The organism is Crystallibacter permensis, from assembly GCF_025960875.1.
GTDB classification, from domain to species: Bacteria; Actinomycetota; Actinomycetes; order Actinomycetales; family Micrococcaceae; genus Crystallibacter; species Crystallibacter permensis.
Genome location: NZ_JAODLR010000024.1, coordinates 1 through 22,447, shown reverse-complemented (window position 1 = coordinate 22,447; position 22,447 = coordinate 1). Strand labels below are relative to the sequence as shown.

Below are 22,447 nucleotides of genomic sequence, written 5' to 3'. Positions count from 1 at the left end.
GGACAAATACGAAAAGCAGCAGTATTGATACGTTGTGCGTTTCAATCGCACCCTAGGCCAACCCTAGGGGCGCCCCTAGTGTGAGGTGCGCCTCCGGCTGGAAGAGTAGTCGCTAAATGTCAAGACCCCGTGTGACAGCGACCACAAGGTTGCGTGGCCGCGGACATAGATGAAGGAGACGAAGATGACCCAGGCACTGAGCGATGTCAGCGCTACGCTGGACGATGCCGTCGTCGAGGATCACGAGAACGGGATCCACCGGACCAAACGCAAAATCTTCACCGATGAAGAGATCTTCGAACTCGAGATGAAGCACATCTTCGAGGGCAACTGGGTCTATCTGGCACACGAGAGCCAGATTCCGAACGTGGGCGATTACTTCACCACCTACATCGGCCGGACCCCGGTGGTCATCTCCCGCTCCAAGGACGGCGAGCTGAACTGCCTGGTCAACGCCTGCAGCCACCGCGGCGCGATGCTGTGCCGGCGCAAGACCGATAACCGCAACAACTTCACCTGCCCGTTCCACGGCTGGACGTTCAACAACAAGGGCAAACTGCTCAAGGTCAAGGACTCCCGCGACGCCGGCTACCCCGAGCAGTTCAACAAGGACGGCTCCCACGACCTGACCAAGGTCGCCCGCTTCGAGTCCTACCGCGGCTTCCTCTTCGGCTCGCTCAAGGAAGACGTCAAGCCGCTCGAAGAGCACCTGGGCGATTCCACCAAGATCATGGACATGCTGATCGACCAGTCACCGGAGGGACTGGAAGTGCTGCGCGGAGCCTCGACCTACACCTATGACGGGAACTGGAAGGTCCAGGCCGAGAACGGTGCCGACGGCTACCACGTCTCCGCCACGCACTGGAACTACGCCGCCACCACCTCACGGCGCGGGACCGGCGAATCGGCCAACGAGACCAAGGCCATGGACGCGGGTACCTGGGGCAAGCAGGGCGGCGGCTACTACTCCTTCGAGCACGGCCACCTGCTGCTGTGGATGTGGTGGGGCAACCCCGAAGACCGCCCGCTGTACGAGCGGCGGCAGGAACTGGCCGACGAGCACGGCGCGGATAAAGCCGAGTTCATGGTCGGCGCCTCGCGCAACCTGTGCCTCTACCCGAATGTCTACATCATGGACCAGTTCTCCTCGCAGATCCGCCACTTCCGGCCGATCTCGGTGGACCAGACCGAGGTGACCATCTACTGCATCGCGCCCAAGGGCGAGTCCGATGCAGCGCGCGCGAACCGGATCCGCCAGTACGAGGACTTCTTCAACGCCTCCGGCATGGCCACCCCGGATGACCTGGAGGAGTTCCGCTCCTGCCAGAAGACCTATCTGGCCGAAACCGCTCCTTGGAACGATATGAGCCGCGGCGTGACGCACCAGCTCAACGGCCCGGACGAGCAGGCGAAAAAGATCGGCCTGAACCCGCTCTCCAGCGGCGCCAAGACCGAGGACGAAGGCCTCTACCCCGTCCAGCACGGCTACTGGACCGAGACCATGCGCAAGGCTGTCGAGGCCGAGGAACGCGAGGTCGCGGAGCGCGCCGCAAACCCCGCCGCCGCGCAGGCCGGCACCACTGGCTGCGGACACTAGAGCGAGAGCGGAAGGAACACCACCATGAGCACCGAAACAAGCACAACCACCCTGGCCGCCGAGGAACAGGCGGTCGAACTCGAACGGATCCGCCAGTTCCTGTACCGGGAAGCCCGCTTCCTGGATGACCGCGAGTTCGAGAAGTGGCTCGACTGCTACCACCCCGACGCCGAGTTCTGGATGCCTGCCTGGGCCGACGACGACGAGCTCACCGAGGACCCGCAGCGCGAGATCTCACTGATCTACTACTCCAACCGCGGTGGCCTGGAGGACCGGGTCTTCCGGATCCGCACTGACCGCTCCAGCGCCACCAGCCTGCCCGAACCGCGCACCGGCCACAACATCACCAACGTCGAAATCATCGAACAGCGGGGCGATGTCATCGACATCCGCTTCAACTGGTTCACCCTGTACTACCGCTACAACAACGTGGACACCTACTTCGGCACGTCCTTCTACACGCTCGACTGCAGCGGATCGCAGCCGGTCATCACCAAAAAGAAGGTCGTCCTGAAGAACGACTACATCCACCACGTCGTGGACATCTACCACATCTGATCTGAAGCATCCGGAAAGGAACACCCCCATGACCTACAAGGTTGCACTGAGCTTCGAAGACGGCGTCACCCGCTTCATCAACTGCGGTCCGAACGAGACCGTCGCGGACGCCTCGTACAAGGCCCGCATCAACATTCCGCTGGACTGCCGCGACGGCGCCTGCGGTACCTGCAAGTCCCTCTGCGAGTCCGGTACGTACGACGGCGGCGACTACATTGACGAGGCGCTCACCGACGACGAGGCGGACGCCGGCTACGCGCTGCCGTGCCAGATGACGCCGAAGAGCGACCTGGTGCTGCAGATCCCCACCACCTCGGACATGGCCAAGACCGGCGCCAGCACGCACACGGGCACGGTGACGGACATCAAGCGCTACTCGCCCACCACCATCGGCTTCAGCATGTCCGTCGGCGACCGCGCCGCGCTGGCCTACCTGCCCGGCCAGTACGTCAACATCCAGGTGCCCGGCCGCGGCGTCGAGCGTTCCTACTCATTCAGCAACGGGCCGGACGTGGAAGAGATCTCCTTCCTCGTCAAGATCACCGACGGCGGCGCCATGTCCACCTACCTGAGCGACGAGGCCAAGGTCGGAGACACCCTGGAGTTCACCGGCCCCATGGGCAGCTTCTTCCTCCGCGAACCCAAGCGCCCGGCCCTGCTGCTCGGCGGCGGCACCGGCCTGGCTCCGCTGCTGGCCATGCTCGAAACCATGACGACGACGGCGCCCGGCCAGCCTGTACATCTCATTCTCGGCGTGACCACCGACGCGGATCTGGTGGAGCTGGACAAGCTGCAGCACTACGCCGAGACGATCGAGGGCTTCACCTGGGACTACTGCGTGGCGGATCCGGACAGCGAGGCCCCGAACAAGGGCTACGTGACCGCGCTGATCGAGCCGACGCACGTCAATGAAGGCGACGTCGATGTCTACCTCTGCGGCCCGCCTCCCATGGTCGAGGCAGTGCGCGGCTACCTGAAGTCCGAGGGCATCACTCCGGTGAACTTCTACTCGGAGAAGTTCGCTCTGGCACCCGCAGCGGACCTGGTCGGAGCCTCGGCATGACCGGTGCCCCGGAGGCAACACCGGCGGGTGTGCCGAAGGTGTTCCCGGGCCGGTTCGACAGCAAGATCGCCGTCGTTACCGGCGCCGCGCAAGGCATCGGACTGGCCGTGGCCCGCCGCATCAGTGCGGAAGGCGCCGCCGTCGTGCTGGTAGACCGCGCCGAACTGGTCCATGACGTTGCCGCCGAGCTCCGCGCCAACGGCGCCAAGGCCAGCAGCGTGACGGCCGATCTGGAGCAGTTCGACGGCGCGGAATCGGCGGTGGCCGAAGCCGTAGCAGCCTTCGGCCGGATCGATGTGCTGATCAACAACGTCGGCGGCACCATCTGGGCCAAGCCGTACGAGCACTACACCGCGGAGGAGATCCAGAAGGAAATCCAACGCTCGCTGTTCCCCACCTTGTGGACCTGCCGCGCGGCTCTGCCACAGCTGATTGAACAGGGCACCGGTGTGATCGTCAACGTCTCCTCCGTGGCCACGCGCGGTGTGAACCGGGCGCCGTACGCGGCGGCGAAGGGCGGCGTCAATGCCCTGACCCAGTCGCTGGCACTGGAAGCCGCACAGCACGGCGTCCGCGTGGTCGCCACGGCGCCGGGCGGAACCGAGGCCCCGGCCCGCAAGGTCAAGCGCGGCCCCGAACCGGAGCAGGAACAGGAAAAGGCCTGGTACCAGCAGATCGTCGACCAGACGGTGGACTCTTCGCTGCTCAAGCGTTACGGGACCTTGGACGAGCAGGCCGCGGCCATCGTCTTCCTGGCCTCGGACGAAGCCTCCTATATTACGGGCACCATCCTGCCCGTGGCCGGCGGGGACCTGGGCTGATCGGTACCCTCGCCGCCGTCGGGCTATGCTCGGGCGGGCTAAGCTCGTAGGCAATGGTTTACCGCAATAACGACAGCCTCTTTGTCGGGCGTCTGCAGGAGCTCTCCGTTCTCGGGGAGCTCCTGCAGGACGTTAAGCAGGGCCGGTCCCGGACCGCGGTCCTGTCCGGTCCCGGAGGCATCGGCAAGAGCGCCGTGCTGGAAAAATTCCTGGCCGGCCATCCGGAACTGCGGGTCCTGCGCTCCGGCGGACTTCAATGGGTCGAGTCCGAGCCCCGGTCCGGCCTGGCGCGCCTTGCACAGGGCAGCGATCCGGTGGACCTGCTCGACCGGCTCCGGGAAGACGGGCCGGCCGCCGTCGTTCTTGAAGATATCCAGTGGGTGGACGCCGATTCCATTCATGAACTGCTCCAGCTGGCGGAAAACCCGGCTTCGGGCCCGCTGCTGGTCCTGCTCACCCTCGACAGCACCGCCGCGATCGACCGCGCCACCGCGCGCCACCTGTCCGGCCACCGGATCACCCGGCTGCTGCTTGAGCCGCTCTCCCCGAGCGAAATCCGCGAGCTGCACGAGCACCTCACCGGGCGCGAACTCTCCGGGCCGGCCGCGCAGCAGATCCGCCGCCACACCGGCGGCCTGCCCGGCTATGTCCGCGAGCTGTTGCCGGAACTGCCCGCACGTGCCGCCGCGGACGGTCTCAGCCGGCTGCCCGCCTCGACATCCGTCGCTGCCCAGGTAGCCCGCCAGCTCGAAGAAGTTCCCGCCGCCGTCCGGGCACTGATCGAGGCAACGGCGATCATCGGCCAGTCCGGAGACCTCTTCGATATCGCGGCCATCGCCCGGATTTCCGATCCCCTGGCCGTCATGGACGCCGCCGTCGCGACGGGCCTGCTGCGGACCGAGTTCTCCGACAATGCGCACCTGCTCGACTTCCGGCTGCCGCTCTTCCGGGCCGCCGTCTACGACAAGCTGTCCGGACTGCGGCGTGCCGAGCTGCACCGCCAGGCGGCCGAGGCGCTGCCGGACCAGGCCCTGCATCTGTGGCACCTGGCGCGGTCCGCCCCGGCCGCCGACGACGAACTGGCGGACAGGCTGGATGAATTTGCGGCCAGCCAGGCCTCCACCGGAGCGTGGGCGGCCGCCGCCGACGCGCTGCTGGAGGCCAGCAGGCTCAGCACCCAGGCGCGCAACCGGCAGGGCCGGCTGGTGCGGGCGGCCGACGCACTGGTCGGTGCCGGGCGGCTGGCCCAGGCCATCCGCCTGCTTCCGGCGCTCGAGAGCGTGCCCGCCACGGCCGAGCGCGACGGCGTGCTGGGCTACCTCGCCACCTGCCGCGGCAGGGAGGCCGAGGCGCAGTTCCATCTGGACAATGCCTGGAAGCGCCGGCCGCCCGAGGACCGGGCGATCGGCGCCCAGATCGCCCAGCGCCAGGTCATTCATGCCTTGGCACGTTGGCGCGGCGCCGACATTATCGAATGGGCCACCCGTGCTGTAGATCTGGCTGCCCCGGGCAGCCCGACCGCCATCGAAACGGAGGCGATCATCGGTCTGGGGCTGGCGGCCTCGGGCCAACCCGACGCCGCCCACCGGCACTATGAGCACGTGCTGGCCGATGCCCCACCCGGCGCCCACAGCCAACGGGTCCTGCTGGGCAGCGGCTGGGCCCGCCTCGCCCTCGACGATCCGGAAACCGCGCGCATGCAGCTGGAGGCCGCCGTCCCCACGGAGTATCGTTCCGGGTCGCTGCGCATTTCGCTGTGGGCCAGCGCCTGGCTGGCGCGCACCCACTTCACGCTGGGCGACTGGGACGCCGCCCTCGCCACCGTCGGCGCGGCCACGGCAAAACTCGAGCGGGCACAGCTGGATCTGCTGCGGCCGCTGCTCCATTGGACCGCCGCCCAGATCCATGCCCTGCGCGGCAACCCGGAGCAGGCCAGGGAGCATCTCCGCCTCGGATCCGCCTCTGCGGAAAACTACGAAAGCATGCTGAGCCCGGCGTTGCTGGCGCAGGCCCAGCTGTTGGAGGCCGGCACGGATTACCAGGGAGTTGTCCGGGTGCTCGCGCCGCTGGCGCAGACGCACACCGCCCGCAGGTCCGAGCCGTTCTTCTGGATCTGGCAGGATACGTACGCCAACGCCCTGGTCCTGCTCGACCGGCTGGACGAAGCCTCGGCGTTCCTCGCGCCGTACGAGAGCCTGGCCGCGGAGCGCCGGCACCGCACCTCGCTGTCCCAGCTGAGGGCGGTACGCGGCCGGATCCATGCCGCCCGCGGGGACCTCGACGCCATGCGCCGCTCTTTTGAAGGCGCCTTGGGACAGCTGGCTCCGTTGTCCGCTCCCTACCACCGCGCCCGGGTGCAGTACTCCTACGGCCAAAGCCTGCGGCGCGCGGGCAAACGGCGCGAATCGGCGGAGCAGCTCGCGGCTGCCCGCCAGGCCTTCGCCCTGCTCGGCGCGCAGGCCTATGTGGCCCGCTGCGACCGTGAACTGGCCGCCAGCGGCGTGGATGTCCAGCGCCGCGATGACCCGGATGGCAGTTCCTTGACTGCGCAGGAACACGCCGTCGCCCTGCTGGTGGCGCAGGGCCGGAGCAACCGGGAGGCGGCACAGGAGCTGATCGTTTCGGTCAAGACGGTGGAGTACCACCTGACCCGGATCTACGCGAAGCTTCAGATCCGTTCCCGCACCGAGCTTGCCGCGCGGTACCGGACGGAAGGCCAACGCCCCTAGCTCCGGCAAAGGCAACGCCCCTGACTTCTGTGGGAGCCAGGGGCGTCGGCCTGCCGGTAGCAGCGGCCGTGCTACTTGATCGAGGACGGGTGCTTCGCCAGCGGGATCACGTCAATGTCCATGTACGGGAACAGCGGCAGCCCGGAGAGCAGTTCGTGCAGCTCGTCATTGCTTTCGACGTCGAACACTGAGTAGTTGGCGTACTCGCCAACAACGCGCCAGATGCTGGCCCAGCGGCCGTCCTCCTGGAGTTTCTGCGAGTAGGCCTTCTCGGTGGCCTTGATCGAAGCGGCTTCCTCGGCAGGCATGTCGACGGGAATATTGACGTCCATGCGGACCAGATACAGCATGTGATTCCTTCGGTTTGGGGAACGGCTTGGTTACTTGTTGTCCTGGCGGTAATGCGCCAGCTTGGCTTCATCAATGGCGGCCCCGACACCGGGAACCTGGCGGACGCTGATCTTGCCGTCCTTGATCACGAGCGGCTCGGCCAGCAGGTCATCGCTCATGTCCAGGAAGTTGGACAGCTCGCCGGCGCGGCGCGAGGTGGCTTCGTGGGCGGCGCCGAAGGTCACGGTGGCAACGGTGCCGATCTGCGTATCGATCTGGTTGCCCATGACGACGTCGACGCCGAGTCCCGTGCACAGGCCCAGGATCTGCTGGGCCTCGGTGAAACCGCTGCGGGCGGTCTTGATGCTGATCGCGTTGCAGCCGCCGGAGAGCAGCTCGCGGGACACATCCCCCGCCGTCGGTACGCTTTCATCCCCCACCACGGGGATCGGGGACTTGTCCACCAGCCGGCGCCGGCTCATGGCCTCCTTGGCGTCGCACGGTTCCTCGAGCAGCGAGAGTCCCAGGCCGTCCGTCTGGCGCAGCACTTCCATCGCCTCGTTGGCGGTCCAGCCCCGGTTGGCGTCCAGGTACAGCTCGGTGTCCTGGCCCAGCCCCTCGCGCAGGACATGGCAGGCCTCGATGTCCAGCGCGAGCGGACGCCGTCCGACCTTGAGCTTGAAGGTGTTGATGCCGTAGTCGCTGCGGAAGCGCAGGGCTTCGTCGAGCAGCTTCTGCGCGGGCTGGAAGCCGAGCATGTGGGAGACGTCCATGGCATCGGTGTAGCCGCCCAGCAGGGAACTGACCGGGGCGTTGGCCGCCTGGCCGATGATGTCCCAGAGTGCGATGTCCAGCCCGCCCTTTGCGGTCTGGTTGTGGATGGTCCGGGAGAGGATGGCGTGGATCTTCTGCCGGTCCATCGGATCAAGACCGACGACGGCGGGGGCGAAGATTTTCGTGACCACCGAAACGATGGAGTCCTGCGTCTCGCCGTAGGTGTAGGGCCGCGGCGGGGTGTCAGCGGTGCCGATGATGCCTTCATCGGTGTGGACCCGGATCAGCACGTGGTCTGCCTCGGTGACCTGGCCGCTGGCAAACTTCAGCGGCTTGGCATACGGGATGGAATAGGGAATTGCCTCGATGCGCTCGATTTTCACGGGTCAACGTTCCTTTAGGGCTGGGTGACGGATTGCAGAAGTTCGGTGAAGCGGGCTACCAGCGGCCGGGTATCCGCGCCGCGCCAGGCCATTGCCAGGTCGACGACGGGTGCGTCCTTGAGCTCGCGGAATACGGTGCCGCGGATGGAGAGGGTGCGGGTGGTGGTGGGGATCAGCGCCACTCCGGTGCCGGCCGCGACGAAGGAAAGCAGGGTGGAAGTTTCGCGCGCTTCCTGCACCACGTTCGGGTAGAAGCCGGCTTTGCGGCAGGCATCGATGAAGGCCTCGTTGACGGCGGAATTTGCAGGGTAGCTGATGAATTGCTCGCCCGCGAGCTGTTCGAGTGACAACGTTTCGAAGGCCACCAGCGGAGAATCATCCGGCAGCGCCACCACCAGCTCGTCGTGTTCGAGGAACTTCAGTTCCAGTCCGGCGGAGCGGACCGGTGGCCGTAGGATCGCCACATCAAGGCTGTGGTCTTCCAAGCCGTCCACCATCTGCGGAGTCAGCATTTCGCCGCGGACCTTGAGCTGGACCCCGGGCAGCTTGTCCTTGGCTTCACGGACGATCTGCGGCATGAGGCGGTAGGTCGCAGATCCGGCAAAGCCGATCCGCAGGATGCCCTGCACGCCGGTCCCGACCTGCGTGACATCGGATTCCAATGTTTCCAGGTCTTCCAGAATCCGCCGCCCGCGCTCCAAGAGCATTTCACCGGCCGGCGTGAGCTCCACTTTGCGCGTGGTGCGGGTGAAAAGGATTGTGCCCAACTGCTCTTCGAGCTGCTTGATTTGCTGGGAGAGCGGCGGCTGGGCCATGCGCAGACGATCGGCCGCGCGGCCGAAATGCCGTTCCTCGGCCACGGCAATAAAATAACGCAGGTGCCGGGTTTCCATTACGCGCCTCCGTTTCTTCGCGTCCTGATGAATACCACTTCATCCAGATTAGGACGCGTTCATTACTAATGAGAAATAAATATTAGACCCTTATTGATATTCATAAGATCCTAAACCCTGCCAGGCTTGGCCACCCCCGCCCCAGCCCACAGCCAACGCTCGCTCCGCGGCCCGAACATGCATGAACCACAGCTTCCCCTTCTCCCCCGCGCGAAGCCGTGCAAGAGTGGCCGCATGGGAGAAATGGTCGAGATCGGCACCGGCGAAAACGCACTTCCGGTGTACCAGAGCAGTCCGGGGCCGGACGTCAAGGGCGGACTCATCGTCATCCACGAAGTGTGGGGCCTGAACGACCACGTTAAAGACGTAGCCGACCGCTTCGCCGCCGAAGGCTACTTTGTCATCGCCCCCGATCTGCTCTCGAGTACGGGCTTGGACGTCGACGTGGCGGCCCAACTGGGCGAGGCGATGGCGCATCCGGAAAAGCGCAGCGCCACGCAACCCCGGATACGCCCCTTCCTGGCTCCGCTGCGATCGAAAAAGACAGCCGCGGGCATCATCGCCAACGCGAAGCGCTGCTTCGACTACTTGAAGGGCAACGACGCCGTAGCCGGACGCATCGCCGTGACCGGTTTCAGCTTCGGCGGCACCTACGCGTGGTCGCTGGCGGTCCACGAACCGGAGTTGAAGGCCGCAGTACCGTTCTACGGCCACGCGGACTTCACGGTAGACGAGTTTCGCAATATCGGCTGCCCGGTGCTTGCCTTCTACGGCGAGCGCGATACGCGGCTGATCGAAAAACTGCCGCAGGTCGAGGCCGGCCTGCAGGAAGCCGGACTCAGTTTCCGTTCGGTCGTCTACCCCAACGCCGGCCACGCCTTCTTCAACGACCGCAACCCGAAGGCGTATAACGAAGCCGCCGCAATGGACGCCTGGAACCGCTCCCTGGCGTTCCTCGACCGGCACCTGAACTGAGTCCGCCGCGGGACCGCTCCCTATGCAGCCCCCGCAGGTACCGGCGACAAATGATCCGGGCCAAGGCACCATGGATATATGTGGATCGGCTGGATTGAATTGGACCTGCTCCTGGGAGACGTCCATTCCCTCAAGGAGAAACGCTCTGTGGTCCGGCCGGTCATCGCCGAGGTGCGCAAACGCTTCGACGTTTCCATCGCCGAAGTCGACCATCACAACCTGCACCGGCGCGCCGTGCTCGGCGTCGGACTCGTCGGCGCAGACCGGGCCCACATCGTCGAAGTGCTCGACGCAGCGGAGAATTACGTGGCCTACCGTCCTGGCGTAGACCTGCTCAGCGCACATCGGCAGATCCTCTCCAGCGACGACTGACTTCTTGCAGGCGTCCTCCATCGAGCTGTCTCTCCGATACGGTTGACTTCGAGACCCACGCCACTGTCATGGAGGAAACTGTGACCACGCCCGCAGCCAAAGATTACGAGACAGTCGAAGACCGGATCCGCCACCTCTACTCCTTCGATAAGTCCTCGCAGCACCTGGGCATCGAAGTGGTGGAAGCCGAAGCCGGCCGCGTGGTCATGTCCATGGCGGTGCAGGACAGCATGCTCAACGGCCACGGCATCCTGCATGGCGGCTATCTGTTTACCCTGGGCGACACTGTTTTCGCGTTTGTCTGTGAATCCCTTGGACACCCCTCCGTTTCCCGTCAGGCGGAAATCACCTACATCGCACCGGGAGCGGCCGGTTCCAAACTGATCGCCACCGGCGTCGAGCGCACCCGCTACGGCCGCAACAACATCGTGGACATCACCATCGAGGACCAGGACGCGCAGCATTTGGCCGAACTGCGGGTCTTCGGCGTCCACGTACCCAAGAAGTAGCCCGCGACAAAGCCTGTCCATCTACCGCGAAGGAAACCACCATGGCCGCTGTGCCCGCGATCGAACTGAACAACTCCGTCTCCATTCCGCAGCTTGGCTTCGGCGTCTTCCAGGTGCCGCCGGCCGAAACCCAGCGCGCCGTCGAAGCAGCCCTTGAAGCGGGCTACCGCCATATCGACACGGCTGCGGCCTACCGCAACGAGTCCGGTGTCGGCGCCGCACTCAAGGCCAGCGGCATTATCCGCGAGGACCTGTTCATCACCACTAAGCTGCGAAACGGCGAGCAGTCCATGGCGCGCAAGGCGTTCGATAACAGCCTGCGCGAGCTCGGCCTGGACTACGTGGATCTGTATCTGGTCCACTGGCCGGTCCCGGCACAGAACCTCTATGTCCAGGTCTGGAAGGAACTGGAGAAGATCCAGGCCGACGGCGGCGCCCGCGCCGTCGGCGTCTCGAACTTCCTCCCGGAGCATCTGGAGACTCTGCTCGCGGCAGCGGACCTTGTCCCGGCCGTCAACCAGATCGAAATCCACCCGACACTGCAGCAGGCGGAGACTGTGGAGCTGAGCCGCAAGCACGGCATCGCCATCGAGGCCTACAGCCCGCTGGGACAAGGCGCGGACCTCAACCACGCTACGGTCACCGGCTTGGCAGCCAAGCACAACGCGACGCCGGCGCAGATTGTCCTGGCCTGGCATCTGGCACAGGGCAATATCGTCATCCCCAAGACCGTGAGCCCGGAGCGCATGGCAGAGAACCTCGCTTCGGCCCAGCTGACGCTTGCCCCGGACGAGGTCAGCGCCATCACGGCGCTGGAAGCCGGCAACAGGATCGGGGCGGATCCGGCCACCGCGGCCTTCACCCAAATGTAGGGTTTCGGAGCTCCGGCCAACAAATGGAAAGGATCTCAAGGGCGACGCTTCCCCCTTGACGCGGCGGCGTTGCAAGCGGACAGTAAAACTGCGCGGCCGATCGTTGCCGAACGGCAAAGTCATCGGCCGCGCAGGAACCGACAGCTGCCATGAAGAAGCCTTCCGCACAGAAACAGCCCGCGAGTACTGTTGCGCGGCGGCCCGGGACCGGAAGGCTCCGGGCCTTGAGGCCGCTGGGCCGGCGCGACTTCAGGATCCTGATTACGGCTCTGTCCATCTCCATCTTCGGCAGCGGCATGTGGGCCGTGACCATGGTCTACCAGGTCATCGCCCTCGGCGGCGGCCCGGCTGAGCTGTCGCTCGTGGCCGCGCTGGCCGGCCTCGGGTTGGTGTCTTTTGTCCTGCTGGGCGGCATTGCCGCAGATCGGCTCCCCCGCAGGCTGATCCTGATCAGCGTGGAGGCGCTCAACCTGCTGGCCTTGGCCTCCGTCACGCTCCTGGCCCTGACCGGGCGACTGCAGCTGTGGCAGGTGGCGGCCGCCGCTACGATGCTGGGCATCGCGTCGGCTTTCTTCTTCCCGGCGTACTCCGCCATCCTGCCGCGCATCCTGCCATCCGAGGAGCTCCTCGCGGCCAACGGCATGGAGGGCACCATCCGGCCGGTGCTGCAGCAGGCAGCCGGCCCGGCGGTCGCGGGCATGGTGATCGCAGCAACCAGCCCAGGGCTAACAGCGGCCCTCATCGCCGCCGCCCACACCATCGCGTTCAGCATCCTGCTGCGTCTGCGCTCGGATAACGGCGGCGAACCTTCCGCGCCCGCCCGACCCTCTGTGTGGGCGGACCTGCGCGAGGGAGTTGCCTACACCGTCCGCACGCCGTGGCTGCTGTGGACGCTGCTGTACGCCGTTGTTTTGTTGCTGCTGCTGATGGGCCCGCTGGAGGTGCTGCTGCCCTTCGCCATCCGGCAACAGCTCGGCGGCGGGGCGGCAACGTTCGGATTCATGCTGGCGATGTTCGGCATCGGCGGCGCGGCCGGCGCCCTGACCGTTTCCAGCTTCCGGCTGCCCAGGCGCTACCTGACCCTGATGATGCTGCTGTGGGGTTTCGGGACCGTGCCGATGGGCATTCTCGGCCTGACCAACAGCTTCTGGCTCATGGCCGCAGCGCTTGCCACCTGCGGTTTCACCTGGGCCGTGGCGCAGGTGATCTGGGGAACGCTCCTGCAGCGCCGGGTCCCGCCACATCTGCTCGGCCGCGTCTCCAGCCTGGACTTCTTTGTCTCGCTGGCGCTGATGCCGGTGTCGATGGCTCTCGCCGGCCCGGTCGCTGAAGTAGTTCCGATCTGGCTGATCTACGTGGTGGTTGCCGTGGCGTCACCCGTGCTCGCCATCGCCGCCATCCTCATTGCCCGGATGCCGCAGGATGAAATCGCCCATCCGCTGGACACGCCGGCCGAAGCAGCTGCCAAGGGCGCGCAGCCGCCGTCGTCATGAGCCGCGTTTAAGCCGAAGCGGCGGCGCCAGCCAGGCACCGCCGTCGTCGTTTGAGTGGTTTGGAGGTTACCGCGGGCGGTACGTGTTGACCATCGGGCAGTCGAACGGATCCCGCGCCGAGAGGCCCACCTTGTTCAGGTAGTTGACGACGATGCCGTACGACTTGGGCAGCGTGGTCTCCGTGTAGGGGATCTTGTGCGTGGCGCAGTATTCGCGGACGATCTCGCTGGCGTGCGCCAGGTTGGGCCGCGGCATGCTCGGGAAGAGGTGGTGCTCCACCTGGTAATTCAGCCCGCCCATAAGTCCGTTCACAAAACGGTTGCCCAACGGGGTGCGGCCGATGATGTTACGGCTTGTCAGGACCTGGCGGCTGAGGAAGTCCACCTTGGAGTCCTTCGGGATCAGCGGCATGCCCTTGTGGTTCGGCGCGAAGGACGCACCCATGTAGACGCCGAAGACGGCCAACTGGACACCGATGAAGGCGAAGGCCATGCCAAGCGGCAGGAAGTAGAAGATGGCCGCGATGTACAGGGCCAGCCGGGCAAAGACCATGCTCAGTTCGCGCTTGCGGCCCTTGACCGTCTGGCGCGAGAACAGGTACTTGATGGACGTGGCGTGGAGGTTCAGACCCTCCAGCGTGAGCAGCGGGAAGAACAGGTACCCTTGGCGGCGGGTCATCCAGGCCATGAAGCCCTTGCGTTCTGCGACCTGTTCCGGCAGGAACGAAATAGTGTCCTGCTCAATGTCCGGATCCTTGCCCAACGTGTTGGGGTTGGCGTGGTGGCGGTTGTGCTTGTTCATCCACCACTGGTAGCTGATGCCCACAAACGCGTTGGCCAGGACGCGGCCGGCACGGTCATTCGCGGGGCCGGATTCGAACACCTGCCGGTGCGAGGCCTCATGCGCGATGAAAGCAAGCTGCGTGAACAAGATGCCCAGCACGCCGGCAATGATCAGCTGGAACCAGCTGTCGCCCAGCAGTACGAAACCAGTGGCGGCGCCCGCCAGCCCCAGGCAGAGGGCGACGAAAAGAGTGATGTAAAAAGAAGTGCGGCGGCGCAGGAGGCCGGCTTCGCGGATCGTCTTGATCAGATTCGAATAGCTGCTCGAGGCAGATGTTCCGCGGGTTGTGCGGGTATTACCTGGTGACGTTGTTATGCTCATACGGCCTTCAGGGGGATTGAGTCCGACTTCCCAGCCGTGTGATAAATGGGCGTGTGCCCTGCAGATACGTTTCATTGTAACCGGCGAAACTGAACGCGGGCTGAATGCGCGCGTAACTGCACGCCACTACCCGCGGACGCTTGGGGGCTCTTGGAAGCTCTCGCCGTACCGGAAGAGCTGCACTCGAACGACTGCTCAAAGCAGTGGTAATTGACTACCCAAAACATCCTGTACAGTTATACCTGTAGTTGTTGTGTTGCGCATTTGATTTTTAGCAACAAGTTTCTCCGCCGGAGTGACTTGTGCTTCTCTGAACGGCCGTAAAGAACACCGCTGCGAGGGGTCCCGAAAAGCGGGATCTCATTCAAGGCTCTAGAGGAGTACAAAAATGGCAACAGGAACTGTGAAATGGTTTAATTCCGAAAAGGGCTTCGGCTTCATCGCTCCGGACGACGGCTCTGCCGACGTTTTCGCTCACTACTCGGCTATCGAAGCCAATGGTGGCTACCGCGAACTGCGCGAAGAGCAGAAGGTCGAGTTCGAGACCACCCAGGGCCCCAAGGGCCTGCAGGCAGCGAACATCCGCGCCCTCTAAAGGTGGCTGCGGCTAACGCCGCACACTGATTTCCAAACGGAGCCGGTTTCTTCTCACGAAGAGACCGGCTCCGTTTTTCGTTGCCCGGGGCACTCCACTAGCAAGAAGCAGACCCGGGGAGGCAGAATGGTTGTTATGCTCCCAACCACCGTTGACCCCAGTGCCACCGAATTTGTGACCGAGGTAGTGCCGCAGATCCTGCTGATTGGCGGCGCCGTGGTAGTTGCCATGGGGCTGGCTTTCGCCGTCACGTGCTGGCTGGTGGTGCGCCGGATCCGGCGTTCCGGCGTAGTGCAGCGCGGGGTGCGGAAGGGCAGCATGGCCGTCCGGTCCGTCACCGCGGACGATGCCGGTCGCAAACTGGCGCGGCTGAGAATGCAGCTGGAGCGCTCCTCCGAAGCAACCATCCGCTCGCTGGCTGCTGCCGATGGCCAGGGCCGGCCGCTGGGCGATCTGCCGGCGGTAGCTGCCAACCTTGCCCGCGCGGAACGTGCCTTGGACGAGCAGTTGCACTTGGCCCAGCGTGAACCGAATCCGCAGCTGCGCAAGACCCTGGTGCCGGGGCTCGCCGAGCAGGTCGAACGGCTTTCGGGATTGTCCGCGGAGCTGCGCCAGTCACTGCTGCAGAACGGGCACACCGTCAGCACTTCGCAGATCGAGCGCGTCAGTACGCATCTGGCGATGGAAGTGGATGCCCTGCGGACGTGGAACACGGCCTACGGCTCGCGGCAGCTCCCGTGACCACGGCCTGACCCTGTCCCGCTCCCCTCACTGCTAAGGATCCTGCCATGTCGATCGGACGACGCCTTTCCCGCATCATCAAGGCCAAACGGTCGGCTGCCAGCCAGGAGCCCGAAAACCCCATCAGCTCCCTCGATGGCGCCCACCAGCATCAGCTGGACCTGCTGGACCAGGCCCGCCGCAGCGTTGCGGACGTCGCTGCGAACCGCCGGCGCGTCGAGCTGCTGGCCGAGCAGGCCGCCACGGAGGTGGCTTCGCTCAACCGCTCCGCCGAAGAGGCAGTACAGGCAGGGAACGACGACGGCGCGCGGCAGGCCCTGCAGCGGAGCATCACCGTGGGCAAACGGCTGGAGACCCTGACGGCACAGCGTCAGCAACTGGACGCTCAAGTGCGCGGGCTCGAACAGACTTTAGTGCGGCTGGAGCACGGGATCGAGGACTCCAGATTGCGCTACCAGTCCCTCAAGGCAGACCATAACGCGGCGCAGGCCGCCCTGGGGATGCGCGAAACCCTGACCGCGTCCGGCCAGCAGGCCGCTGCCGCGAACGCCTCCGCGCGGGAAGCGGAACAGGAGGCCCGCCGGATGCAGGCCCAGGCCGCGGCTTACGAAGAACTGTCATGGTCGGACCCGAATTCGCCGCAGGTCCTGCAGGCATTCGAGGAACTGGAGACCAGAATGGGCGCTGAAGAGGAGCTCAGGCAGCTCAAGGAGCGCCGGAATCCGGGCCAGTAGCGTTATTGATTGTTGACAATCCACATTCGCCAAGCCTGACGACCTAGAATGATCGTGATGACAGTAGCGAATAGTCAACAATCGACGGAGGGCTCCCGGCATGCCTGGGCTTGACGATCTGGCGGCGCTGGAAGAGCGTCCCACCGCTGTGCTGATCGCCAACCGGCTGCGGAACCGCATTATCAATGGCTCCTTTGAGCTGGGCGAACAGGTTACCGAGGCGGCCATCGCTGCGAAGCTCAAGGTGTCCCGCGGGCCTGTGCGCGAGGCACTCCAGCGGCTGAGCCAGGAGGGCCTGCTTGTGGGCCACCGGAACCGCGGAGTCTTTGTCCTGGAGCTCACGCCGAAAGATGTCCATGAGATCTACGTTGCCCGGCGTGCTGTTGAAACGGCGGCCGCGTCCGAAATCATCGGAGCCGGCGACAAGGCCGTCAGGCAGGCCGCACGGAAGCTGGCCGCCTTGGTCCGGAAACTACCGGACGCCGTAGCCGCGCGGGACTGGAGCAAGGTCGCCGAACTGGATTTGAAGTTCCACGAAGCACTCGTGGCGGCCTCGGGTAATTCGCGTCTCTCACGAATGTTCGTCACCTTGGCGGCTGAATCCCGCATCTGCATGGTCCACGTCAAGATCTCCTACCGCCGGATCGACATGCTGGTCGAGGAGCACCAGCAGATGATCGACCTGCTCGTTGCCAAGGATGCCGAGGGCCTGCATGCCGCCATCGTGAACCACATGGAAACGGCGACGGCGGACCTCACCGAGTCCATGGAGGAAATGCTCCGGCTGCAGGAAGCAGACGTGACAGCCCCGGACGCCGAAGCCGAGGCGCCTTCGACTAACGGACAGACACCAAGCCGCGATGGGAAGACACCAGCCGGAGCGGCGGCTACGCCGGACGCCGTTTCCAAGCCCGACGCCGCAGCAGTCCCGGCGCCGGCCAGCGCCTGAACACTCCGCAGCCTGAGCGCTCCGCAGCCTGAACCGCCCTCAGATTCGGCTACTCCCGCTGCTCCCCTGCAGCCAGCACCGGCGGCCGCCCGAATTCCCCGCGCGCCTGCTCATACGCCGCGGCAGCCCGGAGCACCAGCGCGTCGGCGTGCCGCGGACCGACAATCTGCAGCCCCACCGGTAGCCTTGAGGCGGTCAGACCGCACGGAACGCTGATAGCCGGCTGCTGGGTCATGTTGAACGGGTAGGTGAACGGGGACCACTGGGCCCAGCGCTTCAGGCCGGATCCCGGCGGAACTTCGCTGCCGACGTCGAACGCTGGAATCGGCATGGTCGGCGTGACCAGCAGGTCATACTGCTCGTGGAAAGCGCCCAGCCGCTGGCCCAGCTTCGCCCGGACGGCGTTGGCATCCAGGTACTGGTCAACGGTCACCGCGTGGCCCTGCCGGCAGACCTCCAGCAGCCCCGGATCCAGCTCGCCCCAGCGCGCTTCATCGTAAGCGCGGATGACTTTGCCGGCCCCGGCAAACCACAGCACGTGGTACTCGTTGATCGGATCCTGAATGCCCGGATCCGCGGTCTCGACCTCCGCGCCCAGCGTGGCCAGCAGGTCCACCGCCCGTGCCACCGACTGGGCCACTTCCGGATCTACGGTAGCGAAACCCAGATCCGGGCTGAAGGCGATCCGCAGCCCCTTGATGCCGTCGTGCAGCCCTTCGGTGAAGGACTGCCGGGGCGGCGCCAGTGCGGACCAGTCCCGCGGGTCGGAGCCTGCGAGCACATCCAGCAGCAGGGCGCTGTCCTGAACCGTCCTCGTCATCGGCCCGGCGTGTGCCAGCGTGCCGTACGGGGTCGGCGGGTACAGCGGAATGGTGCCGTAGGTCGGCTTCATGCCCACAATCCCGGAGAACGACGCCGGAATGCGCACCGAACCGCCACCGTCGGTCCCCACCGACAGCGCGCCCATCCCCAGCGCAACCGCAGTTGCCGACCCCCCGGACGAGCCCCCGCAGGTCTTGGACGCATCCCACGGATTGCCGGTGTTCCCCGTCAGCGGGTTGTCCGTCACGCCTTTCCAGCCGAACTCCGGCGTGGTCGTCTTGCCGACGAACACCGCCCCGGCCGCGCGCATCGCGGCGACCACCGGGGCGTCCTCATTCCACTCCTGTTCCGGGCTGATCAGCCTGGAACCGCGCAGCGTCGGCCAGCTCTTGGTCAGCAGCAGATCCTTGATCGAGGTCGGCACGCCATCCAGCGGTCCGGCCGGCGTGCCCGCGGCCCAGCGCTCCTCCGAGCCCCGCGCCGCGGCCAGCGCCTCGTCCTCCGCCACCAGGCAGAACGCGTTGAATTCGGCGTTGTGCGCTTCGATGCGCGCCAGGCTCGCCTCGGTGGCCTCGACCGGCGAAATTTCCTTGGCCTTGTACCCCTGAAGGAGTTCCGCCGCGGAGAAGTCGGCGAGCGCCGTCGTCGTTGTTTCGGTGGCCATGGTGATCAGCTTCCTGCCGGAATTCGGATGGCTTCGGTGGAGCGGAACAGGCTGCCCAGGCCGCTGAAGTTCCGCAGCAGGCCGGCGATGCGCAGCCCCTCCCAGACGGTGACCTGGTTGGCCGTGAGCACGGGCTTGCCGACGGCGTCCTCGAGTTCGTCGAGCCAGGCCAGCGAGTGCATGGCGGTGTCCGGGATCAGGACCGCCTCCGCTTCGGGGCGGTCGGCGGCCGCGGCCATGCGGGCAATGTCGTTCAGGCCCATCAGGCCCACCTCCCCCGCCGTCGCTATCCCGCTGCTGCCCAGATGAACGACGTCGATGCTTGCGTCTGCGAGGAAGCGCCGGAAATGCCGGGCCAGGTCTTCGGGGTAGCTGGCGGCAATGGCCACGCTGGACAGCCCGAGGTGCTTGACCGCGTGAGCAAAGGCCAGCGAGGTCGAGGATGCCGGCAGCCCCAGGTCATCGCCGATCCGGCGGGCCTGCTCCTGCGCCCCTGTCCAGCCATACACAAAGGAGCCCGAGGTGCACGCCCACATCACCGCATCGGGCTGGTAGGCGGCGACCCGGCGTGCGCCCTCGAGCAGATTTGCCGAACTGCCCACGCTCAGGAGGGTGTCCACCGTATGGAGCACGTCGCCGCCGGCCGTCGTGACCACCGGCAACCGAAGCTGGCCGGCGAGGCGTTGTTCCAGCCGGGGGAAGTCATCCTCGGCTCCGACTCCGGGGTAGAGCAGTCCTATGGTGGGCACTCGGTTCATGTTCTGCACCTGCTTTCTTTCATTCGAGTTCTACCGTGCCGTCGGGTGGACGGCCAGGAGCCGCTGTCCGGGTCCCACGGGCGCGAGGCCAAGATGGTGGAGGGCGGCCCACATGACCGCTTGGTTGGCCGTGATGATGGGCTTGCCGAGCAGTCGCTCCAGCGGTTCGATCAGGTGGTAGGTGGGCAGATTGGTACAGGCCACCACGATCGCCTCGGCATCCGGCCGGTCCGCGGAAACAATCAGTTCGGCGGTATAGGAGTAGGGCACTTTCCAGATCTCGCCGGACAGCCCCAGCATCGAGACGTGCCGGACATCTACCCCGCCCTCATTCAAAAACGTCACGAAACGTTCGGTGACGGGTGCCGTGTAGGGCGTTGCGACGGCGATGCTGTGCAGGTCCAGTGCCGCCAGGGCCTTGAGAATGGCGCCAGAGACCGTGAGGACGTTGGGCACGCCGTAGCCCTGCACGGCGGAAACGAGTTCGCGTTCACCCTGGACGCCATGGATAAAGCTGCCGGAGGTGCAGGCGTAGATGTAACAGTCCGGTGAAACTGCGCTGATCCGCCAGGCAGTTTCCGCAACGATGTCGGGGCGGCTCACGAGCTCGGCCTGCTCGATCCCTACCTGCACAGGTTCGAAGGGCGACCGCGCGAAATACAGGTCGGCGAGGTTCTCGGCCCATCGCCCCATCTCGTGGTCCAAGGCCATGTCATACGGGGCGACAACGCCGATTTTGCTCAGCACCAGCGGGCCCGCCGGAATGACACTTGCGTAGCTGGCAATTGAAGTCATTTCGCCTTCCGACCCTCCTCGCAATGGTTGATTGTTGACAATCGTAGGGCATGATCGGTTACGCTCGCATTAAGAATTCGAGGAAATCTTTTGTGTATTTTTTCTGCCGCCGTTATCTGGCTGTTATGGCGGCCAGGAAAGCGAACTAGGAGGATCACGTGGAGCGGTTTATCAGGGTTTCGCTGGAGCAGCGGCAGGTCTCCTGCATTGCCAAACTGCTTGACGAGGAAGCTCCGCGGACGGCTGCGGCGGTTTGGGACGCCCTGCCGCAGTCCGGCCAGGTCTTCCACGGCAAGTACGCGCGCAATGAGATCTACAACCTCCTGCCGGCGTTCGCGCGGCAGGAACCCGGACCGGAAAACACCACAATCACCCCGATCCCCGGAGACCTGTGCTACTTCACCTTCAACGCGGACATCCTCCATACCCCTGCGTACGGCTACAAGGACGATGACCGGGTTCAGGCGCCGGAAGCAATCATCGACCTGGCGTTGTTCTACGGCCGCAACAACCTGCTGATCAACGGGGACCAGGGGTGGGTGCCGGGAAACGTCTTCGGGACCGTGGTCGAAGGACTCGAAGAAATGGCAGCCGCCTGCCAGAGCATCTGGATGGACGGAGCGCGCGGAGAGACGCTGGCGTTCTCGCGCCACGAGCCTGCCAGCTAAAACTTGAACAGGTACCCAATCTGCGGGAGTGTCCGGCTAATGCTGGCGCTCCAGCAGCTGAAGTAAATACCCAATTTAGGGGTTGTTGGCACGTTATCTCAGGCCTACTGTTACAGACACACCGCAGAAGCACGGTGGAGGGGCAAGCTCCTTGGGGAGGGCTTCACCAGTTGAAGCAGACTGGAACTGTGTACGATAACGAGCCGGTCCGGGTGATGCCGCGATCTGCCTTCGCACAACATGAAACGGCACGCGAGGATGCGCGGCCGGGGGGCCTGTGCCGTTTTTAGGGAAACGAGGCGAACGCCCGAGGGGTTCGCTGTGCCCGGCAAAATCCAGGAAGTAAAAAGTCATCATGAAAAAGTCATCAATAACGTGGCGCCTGTTTACCTTGGTCACAGGTACGTTGCTTGGACTCCTTGCAGGACTGGGAATTGCAGCACCAGCCAGCGCAGACTCCGGATCCGCTACTTTGACGGACAGTCCTCGTAACGGCAACGGTGATCGCTGGGACGACGGAGACGGGCGCGGCGACGGCGACGGCGAGCACCGGCGCGGCTACAACCGCGACGGCCGTGGTCACGACGACGACGATAAGCGGCACGACGACGACCGGAAAGACAACCGCCGGCATCACGGCGACAACGACAACGCTGAACTGGAAATTGAGAGAGATGGTAGACGAGCCGTCGAAGTCAGCGGCGAAGAATACGAAGGCGACCAGCGGGTAACCGTCTACCTTGTCCGCAACGGACATGTCGTTGAGAGGGAGCGTGTATGGCTGGACGACGACGAGGAAGACTTCACCGTCGATTTCCGCGATCTGCGTTGCGGCCGCTACGTGGCCTACACCAAGAGCCATGAGGAAGGCTGGGTTCGTAGCGATGACTCGGTCCGCATTTGTAACCGTGATCGCGACGGCAAGCATTAATTAGGATCAACAAGAAGCACGGCGTCAGGCTGTGCCAGGAGGACCGGGCCACCGTCCCGGTCCTCCTGCTTGCACTCCGCTAACCACTGACATAACCGGACCCCGGCAGCTGGGGCGAGCTGCCGGGGTCCGGGGCCTCCGACCTTCTGGGGTCTCTGGCCACTAGGAGCGTGGGTCATTAGCCGGCCGGTGGTTTAAAACGCCGGGTGAATTACCGGGTTCCGGGATCGGTGGCTGGAAGAATCGTGGGTATGGAT

23 protein-coding genes are annotated in these 22,447 nt (G+C 65.1%); 16 read left to right on the top strand and 7 right to left on the bottom strand.

Annotation, left to right across the window (positions count from 1 at the left end):
• The first annotated feature begins 184 nt into the window (after positions 1 to 184).
• From benA to B0G38_RS19830, 5 genes are read left to right on the top strand one after another with little or no spacing between them, the layout of a single operon-like run.
• Positions 185 to 1,597, top strand: coding sequence for a benzoate 1,2-dioxygenase large subunit (gene benA / locus B0G38_RS19850; protein ID WP_264671044.1), 1,413 nt, complete (start codon positions 185 to 187; stop codon positions 1,595 to 1,597).
• A gap of 24 nt (positions 1,598 to 1,621) precedes the next feature.
• The gene (gene benB, locus B0G38_RS19845) at positions 1,622 to 2,155 is read left to right on the top strand and encodes a benzoate 1,2-dioxygenase small subunit (RefSeq protein ID WP_264671043.1); all 534 of its coding nucleotides are present in this window, start codon (positions 1,622 to 1,624) and stop codon (positions 2,153 to 2,155) included.
• A 28-nt stretch (positions 2,156 to 2,183) separates the two neighbouring features.
• The gene (benC, locus tag B0G38_RS19840) at positions 2,184 to 3,218 is read left to right on the top strand and encodes a benzoate 1,2-dioxygenase electron transfer component BenC (protein ID WP_264671042.1); all 1,035 of its coding nucleotides are present in this window, start codon (positions 2,184 to 2,186) and stop codon (positions 3,216 to 3,218) included.
• Complete coding sequence (locus B0G38_RS19835; protein WP_264671041.1) at positions 3,215 to 4,039, top strand: 1,6-dihydroxycyclohexa-2,4-diene-1-carboxylate dehydrogenase; 825 nt, start codon at positions 3,215 to 3,217, stop codon at positions 4,037 to 4,039. Before benC ends, B0G38_RS19835 begins: the two co-directional genes overlap by 4 nt.
• A gap of 53 nt (positions 4,040 to 4,092) precedes the next feature.
• Positions 4,093 to 6,768 carry a helix-turn-helix transcriptional regulator gene (locus B0G38_RS19830; protein ID WP_264671040.1) on the top strand — a complete coding sequence of 892 codons (2,676 nt, stop codon included), beginning with the start codon at positions 4,093 to 4,095 and terminating at the stop codon, positions 6,766 to 6,768.
• 71 nt (positions 6,769 to 6,839) lie between these two features.
• Here the strand turns inward: B0G38_RS19830 and catC are convergent, their stop codons facing one another.
• Genes catC through B0G38_RS19815 form a run of 3 tightly spaced genes read right to left on the bottom strand, consistent with a single transcriptional unit; the run spans position 6,840 to position 9,148 of the window.
• Positions 6,840 to 7,118, bottom strand: coding sequence for a muconolactone Delta-isomerase (gene catC / locus B0G38_RS19825; protein WP_169996785.1), 279 nt, complete (start codon positions 7,116 to 7,118; stop codon positions 6,840 to 6,842).
• A gap of 30 nt (positions 7,119 to 7,148) precedes the next feature.
• Entirely contained in the window at positions 7,149 to 8,255 is a 1,107-nt protein-coding gene (locus tag B0G38_RS19820; protein WP_264671039.1) for an enolase C-terminal domain-like protein, read from the bottom strand.
• Between the two features lie 14 nt (positions 8,256 to 8,269).
• Positions 8,270 to 9,148, bottom strand: coding sequence for a LysR substrate-binding domain-containing protein (locus B0G38_RS19815; protein WP_264671038.1), 879 nt, complete (start codon positions 9,146 to 9,148; stop codon positions 8,270 to 8,272).
• Positions 9,149 to 9,382: 234 nt separating this feature from the next.
• Here B0G38_RS19815 and B0G38_RS19810 point away from each other — a divergent pair, with 234 nt between their 5' ends.
• From B0G38_RS19810 to B0G38_RS19790, 5 genes are all read left to right on the top strand, one after another.
• Complete coding sequence (locus tag B0G38_RS19810) at positions 9,383 to 10,123, top strand: dienelactone hydrolase family protein (RefSeq protein WP_264671037.1); 741 nt, start codon at positions 9,383 to 9,385, stop codon at positions 10,121 to 10,123.
• Positions 10,124 to 10,201: 78 nt separating this feature from the next.
• On the top strand, positions 10,202 to 10,495 hold the full coding sequence (locus B0G38_RS19805) for a DUF503 domain-containing protein (RefSeq protein ID WP_264671036.1): 294 nt from the start codon (positions 10,202 to 10,204) through the stop codon (positions 10,493 to 10,495).
• Between the two features lie 80 nt (positions 10,496 to 10,575).
• Entirely contained in the window at positions 10,576 to 11,004 is a 429-nt protein-coding gene (locus B0G38_RS19800) for a hotdog fold thioesterase (protein WP_208575043.1), read from the top strand.
• 41 nt (positions 11,005 to 11,045) lie between these two features.
• The gene (locus tag B0G38_RS19795) at positions 11,046 to 11,876 is read left to right on the top strand and encodes an aldo/keto reductase (RefSeq protein WP_264671035.1); all 831 of its coding nucleotides are present in this window, start codon (positions 11,046 to 11,048) and stop codon (positions 11,874 to 11,876) included.
• A 149-nt stretch (positions 11,877 to 12,025) separates the two neighbouring features.
• A complete protein-coding gene (locus tag B0G38_RS19790) occupies positions 12,026 to 13,369 on the top strand; it encodes an MFS transporter (RefSeq protein WP_264671034.1) in 1,344 nt (447 codons plus the stop codon).
• A gap of 66 nt (positions 13,370 to 13,435) precedes the next feature.
• Here the strand turns inward: B0G38_RS19790 and B0G38_RS19785 are convergent, their stop codons facing one another.
• Positions 13,436 to 14,533 carry a fatty acid desaturase family protein gene (locus B0G38_RS19785; protein ID WP_264671033.1) on the bottom strand — a complete coding sequence of 366 codons (1,098 nt, stop codon included), beginning with the start codon at positions 14,531 to 14,533 and terminating at the stop codon, positions 13,436 to 13,438.
• Between the two features lie 388 nt (positions 14,534 to 14,921).
• Here B0G38_RS19785 and B0G38_RS19780 point away from each other — a divergent pair, with 388 nt between their 5' ends.
• From B0G38_RS19780 to B0G38_RS19765, 4 genes are all read left to right on the top strand, one after another.
• A complete protein-coding gene (locus tag B0G38_RS19780) occupies positions 14,922 to 15,128 on the top strand; it encodes a cold-shock protein (protein ID WP_074700699.1) in 207 nt (68 codons plus the stop codon).
• Between the two features lie 135 nt (positions 15,129 to 15,263).
• Positions 15,264 to 15,869 carry a hypothetical protein gene (locus B0G38_RS19775; protein WP_264671032.1) on the top strand — a complete coding sequence of 202 codons (606 nt, stop codon included), beginning with the start codon at positions 15,264 to 15,266 and terminating at the stop codon, positions 15,867 to 15,869.
• A gap of 47 nt (positions 15,870 to 15,916) precedes the next feature.
• Positions 15,917 to 16,603, top strand: a complete 687-nt coding sequence (locus B0G38_RS19770; protein ID WP_264671031.1) for a PspA/IM30 family protein — start codon at positions 15,917 to 15,919, stop codon at positions 16,601 to 16,603.
• Positions 16,604 to 16,703: 100 nt separating this feature from the next.
• Positions 16,704 to 17,552 carry a GntR family transcriptional regulator gene (locus tag B0G38_RS19765; RefSeq protein ID WP_264671030.1) on the top strand — a complete coding sequence of 283 codons (849 nt, stop codon included), beginning with the start codon at positions 16,704 to 16,706 and terminating at the stop codon, positions 17,550 to 17,552.
• Between the two features lie 49 nt (positions 17,553 to 17,601).
• Here B0G38_RS19765 and B0G38_RS19760 read toward each other — a convergent pair whose 3' ends face one another.
• Genes B0G38_RS19760 through B0G38_RS19750 form a run of 3 tightly spaced genes read right to left on the bottom strand, consistent with a single transcriptional unit; the run spans position 17,602 to position 20,591 of the window.
• Positions 17,602 to 19,038 (bottom strand): amidase, encoded by a 1,437-nt coding sequence (locus B0G38_RS19760; protein WP_264671029.1) that lies wholly within the window; start codon positions 19,036 to 19,038, stop codon positions 17,602 to 17,604.
• A 5-nt stretch (positions 19,039 to 19,043) separates the two neighbouring features.
• Positions 19,044 to 19,796 carry a maleate cis-trans isomerase family protein gene (locus B0G38_RS19755; protein ID WP_264671028.1) on the bottom strand — a complete coding sequence of 251 codons (753 nt, stop codon included), beginning with the start codon at positions 19,794 to 19,796 and terminating at the stop codon, positions 19,044 to 19,046.
• 30 nt (positions 19,797 to 19,826) lie between these two features.
• Positions 19,827 to 20,591 (bottom strand): maleate cis-trans isomerase family protein, encoded by a 765-nt coding sequence (locus tag B0G38_RS19750; protein ID WP_264671027.1) that lies wholly within the window; start codon positions 20,589 to 20,591, stop codon positions 19,827 to 19,829.
• Between the two features lie 158 nt (positions 20,592 to 20,749).
• Here B0G38_RS19750 and B0G38_RS19745 point away from each other — a divergent pair, with 158 nt between their 5' ends.
• Together B0G38_RS19745 and B0G38_RS19740 are read left to right on the top strand one after the other, a co-directional pair.
• Positions 20,750 to 21,259, top strand: coding sequence for a DUF3830 family protein (locus tag B0G38_RS19745; RefSeq protein ID WP_264671026.1), 510 nt, complete (start codon positions 20,750 to 20,752; stop codon positions 21,257 to 21,259).
• A 355-nt stretch (positions 21,260 to 21,614) separates the two neighbouring features.
• Complete coding sequence (locus tag B0G38_RS19740; protein WP_264671025.1) at positions 21,615 to 22,190, top strand: hypothetical protein; 576 nt, start codon at positions 21,615 to 21,617, stop codon at positions 22,188 to 22,190.
• Positions 22,191 to 22,447: the final 257 nt, after the last annotated feature.

Bases quoted from the DNA above. Each gene is read 5' to 3' on its own strand.
- B0G38_RS19795 (WP_264671035.1), top strand. From the start codon at position 11,046: ATGGCCGCTGTGCCCGCGATCGAACTGAACAACTCCGTCTCCATTCCG.
- B0G38_RS19830 (WP_264671040.1), top strand. From the start codon at position 4,093: ATGGTTTACCGCAATAACGACAGCCTCTTTGTCGGGCGTCTGCAGGAG.
- B0G38_RS19835 (WP_264671041.1), top strand. From the start codon at position 3,215: ATGACCGGTGCCCCGGAGGCAACACCGGCGGGTGTGCCGAAGGTGTTC.
- B0G38_RS19755 (WP_264671028.1), bottom strand. From the start codon at position 19,796: ATGAACCGAGTGCCCACCATAGGACTGCTCTACCCCGGAGTCGGAGCC.
- B0G38_RS19750 (WP_264671027.1), bottom strand. From the start codon at position 20,591: ATGACTTCAATTGCCAGCTACGCAAGTGTCATTCCGGCGGGCCCGCTG.
- B0G38_RS19765 (WP_264671030.1), top strand. From the start codon at position 16,704: ATGCCTGGGCTTGACGATCTGGCGGCGCTGGAAGAGCGTCCCACCGCT.
- B0G38_RS19740 (WP_264671025.1), top strand. From the start codon at position 21,615: ATGAAAAAGTCATCAATAACGTGGCGCCTGTTTACCTTGGTCACAGGT.
- benA (WP_264671044.1), top strand. From the start codon at position 185: ATGACCCAGGCACTGAGCGATGTCAGCGCTACGCTGGACGATGCCGTC.
- B0G38_RS19815 (WP_264671038.1), bottom strand. From the start codon at position 9,148: ATGGAAACCCGGCACCTGCGTTATTTTATTGCCGTGGCCGAGGAACGG.
- B0G38_RS19775 (WP_264671032.1), top strand. From the start codon at position 15,264: ATGCTCCCAACCACCGTTGACCCCAGTGCCACCGAATTTGTGACCGAG.
- catC (WP_169996785.1), bottom strand. From the start codon at position 7,118: ATGCTGTATCTGGTCCGCATGGACGTCAATATTCCCGTCGACATGCCT.
- B0G38_RS19805 (WP_264671036.1), top strand. From the start codon at position 10,202: ATGTGGATCGGCTGGATTGAATTGGACCTGCTCCTGGGAGACGTCCAT.
- B0G38_RS19810 (WP_264671037.1), top strand. From the start codon at position 9,383: ATGGGAGAAATGGTCGAGATCGGCACCGGCGAAAACGCACTTCCGGTG.
- B0G38_RS19760 (WP_264671029.1), bottom strand. From the start codon at position 19,038: ATGGCCACCGAAACAACGACGACGGCGCTCGCCGACTTCTCCGCGGCG.
- B0G38_RS19770 (WP_264671031.1), top strand. From the start codon at position 15,917: ATGTCGATCGGACGACGCCTTTCCCGCATCATCAAGGCCAAACGGTCG.
- B0G38_RS19785 (WP_264671033.1), bottom strand. From the start codon at position 14,533: ATGAGCATAACAACGTCACCAGGTAATACCCGCACAACCCGCGGAACA.
- benB (WP_264671043.1), top strand. From the start codon at position 1,622: ATGAGCACCGAAACAAGCACAACCACCCTGGCCGCCGAGGAACAGGCG.
- B0G38_RS19780 (WP_074700699.1), top strand. From the start codon at position 14,922: ATGGCAACAGGAACTGTGAAATGGTTTAATTCCGAAAAGGGCTTCGGC.
- benC (WP_264671042.1), top strand. From the start codon at position 2,184: ATGACCTACAAGGTTGCACTGAGCTTCGAAGACGGCGTCACCCGCTTC.
- B0G38_RS19790 (WP_264671034.1), top strand. From the start codon at position 12,026: ATGAAGAAGCCTTCCGCACAGAAACAGCCCGCGAGTACTGTTGCGCGG.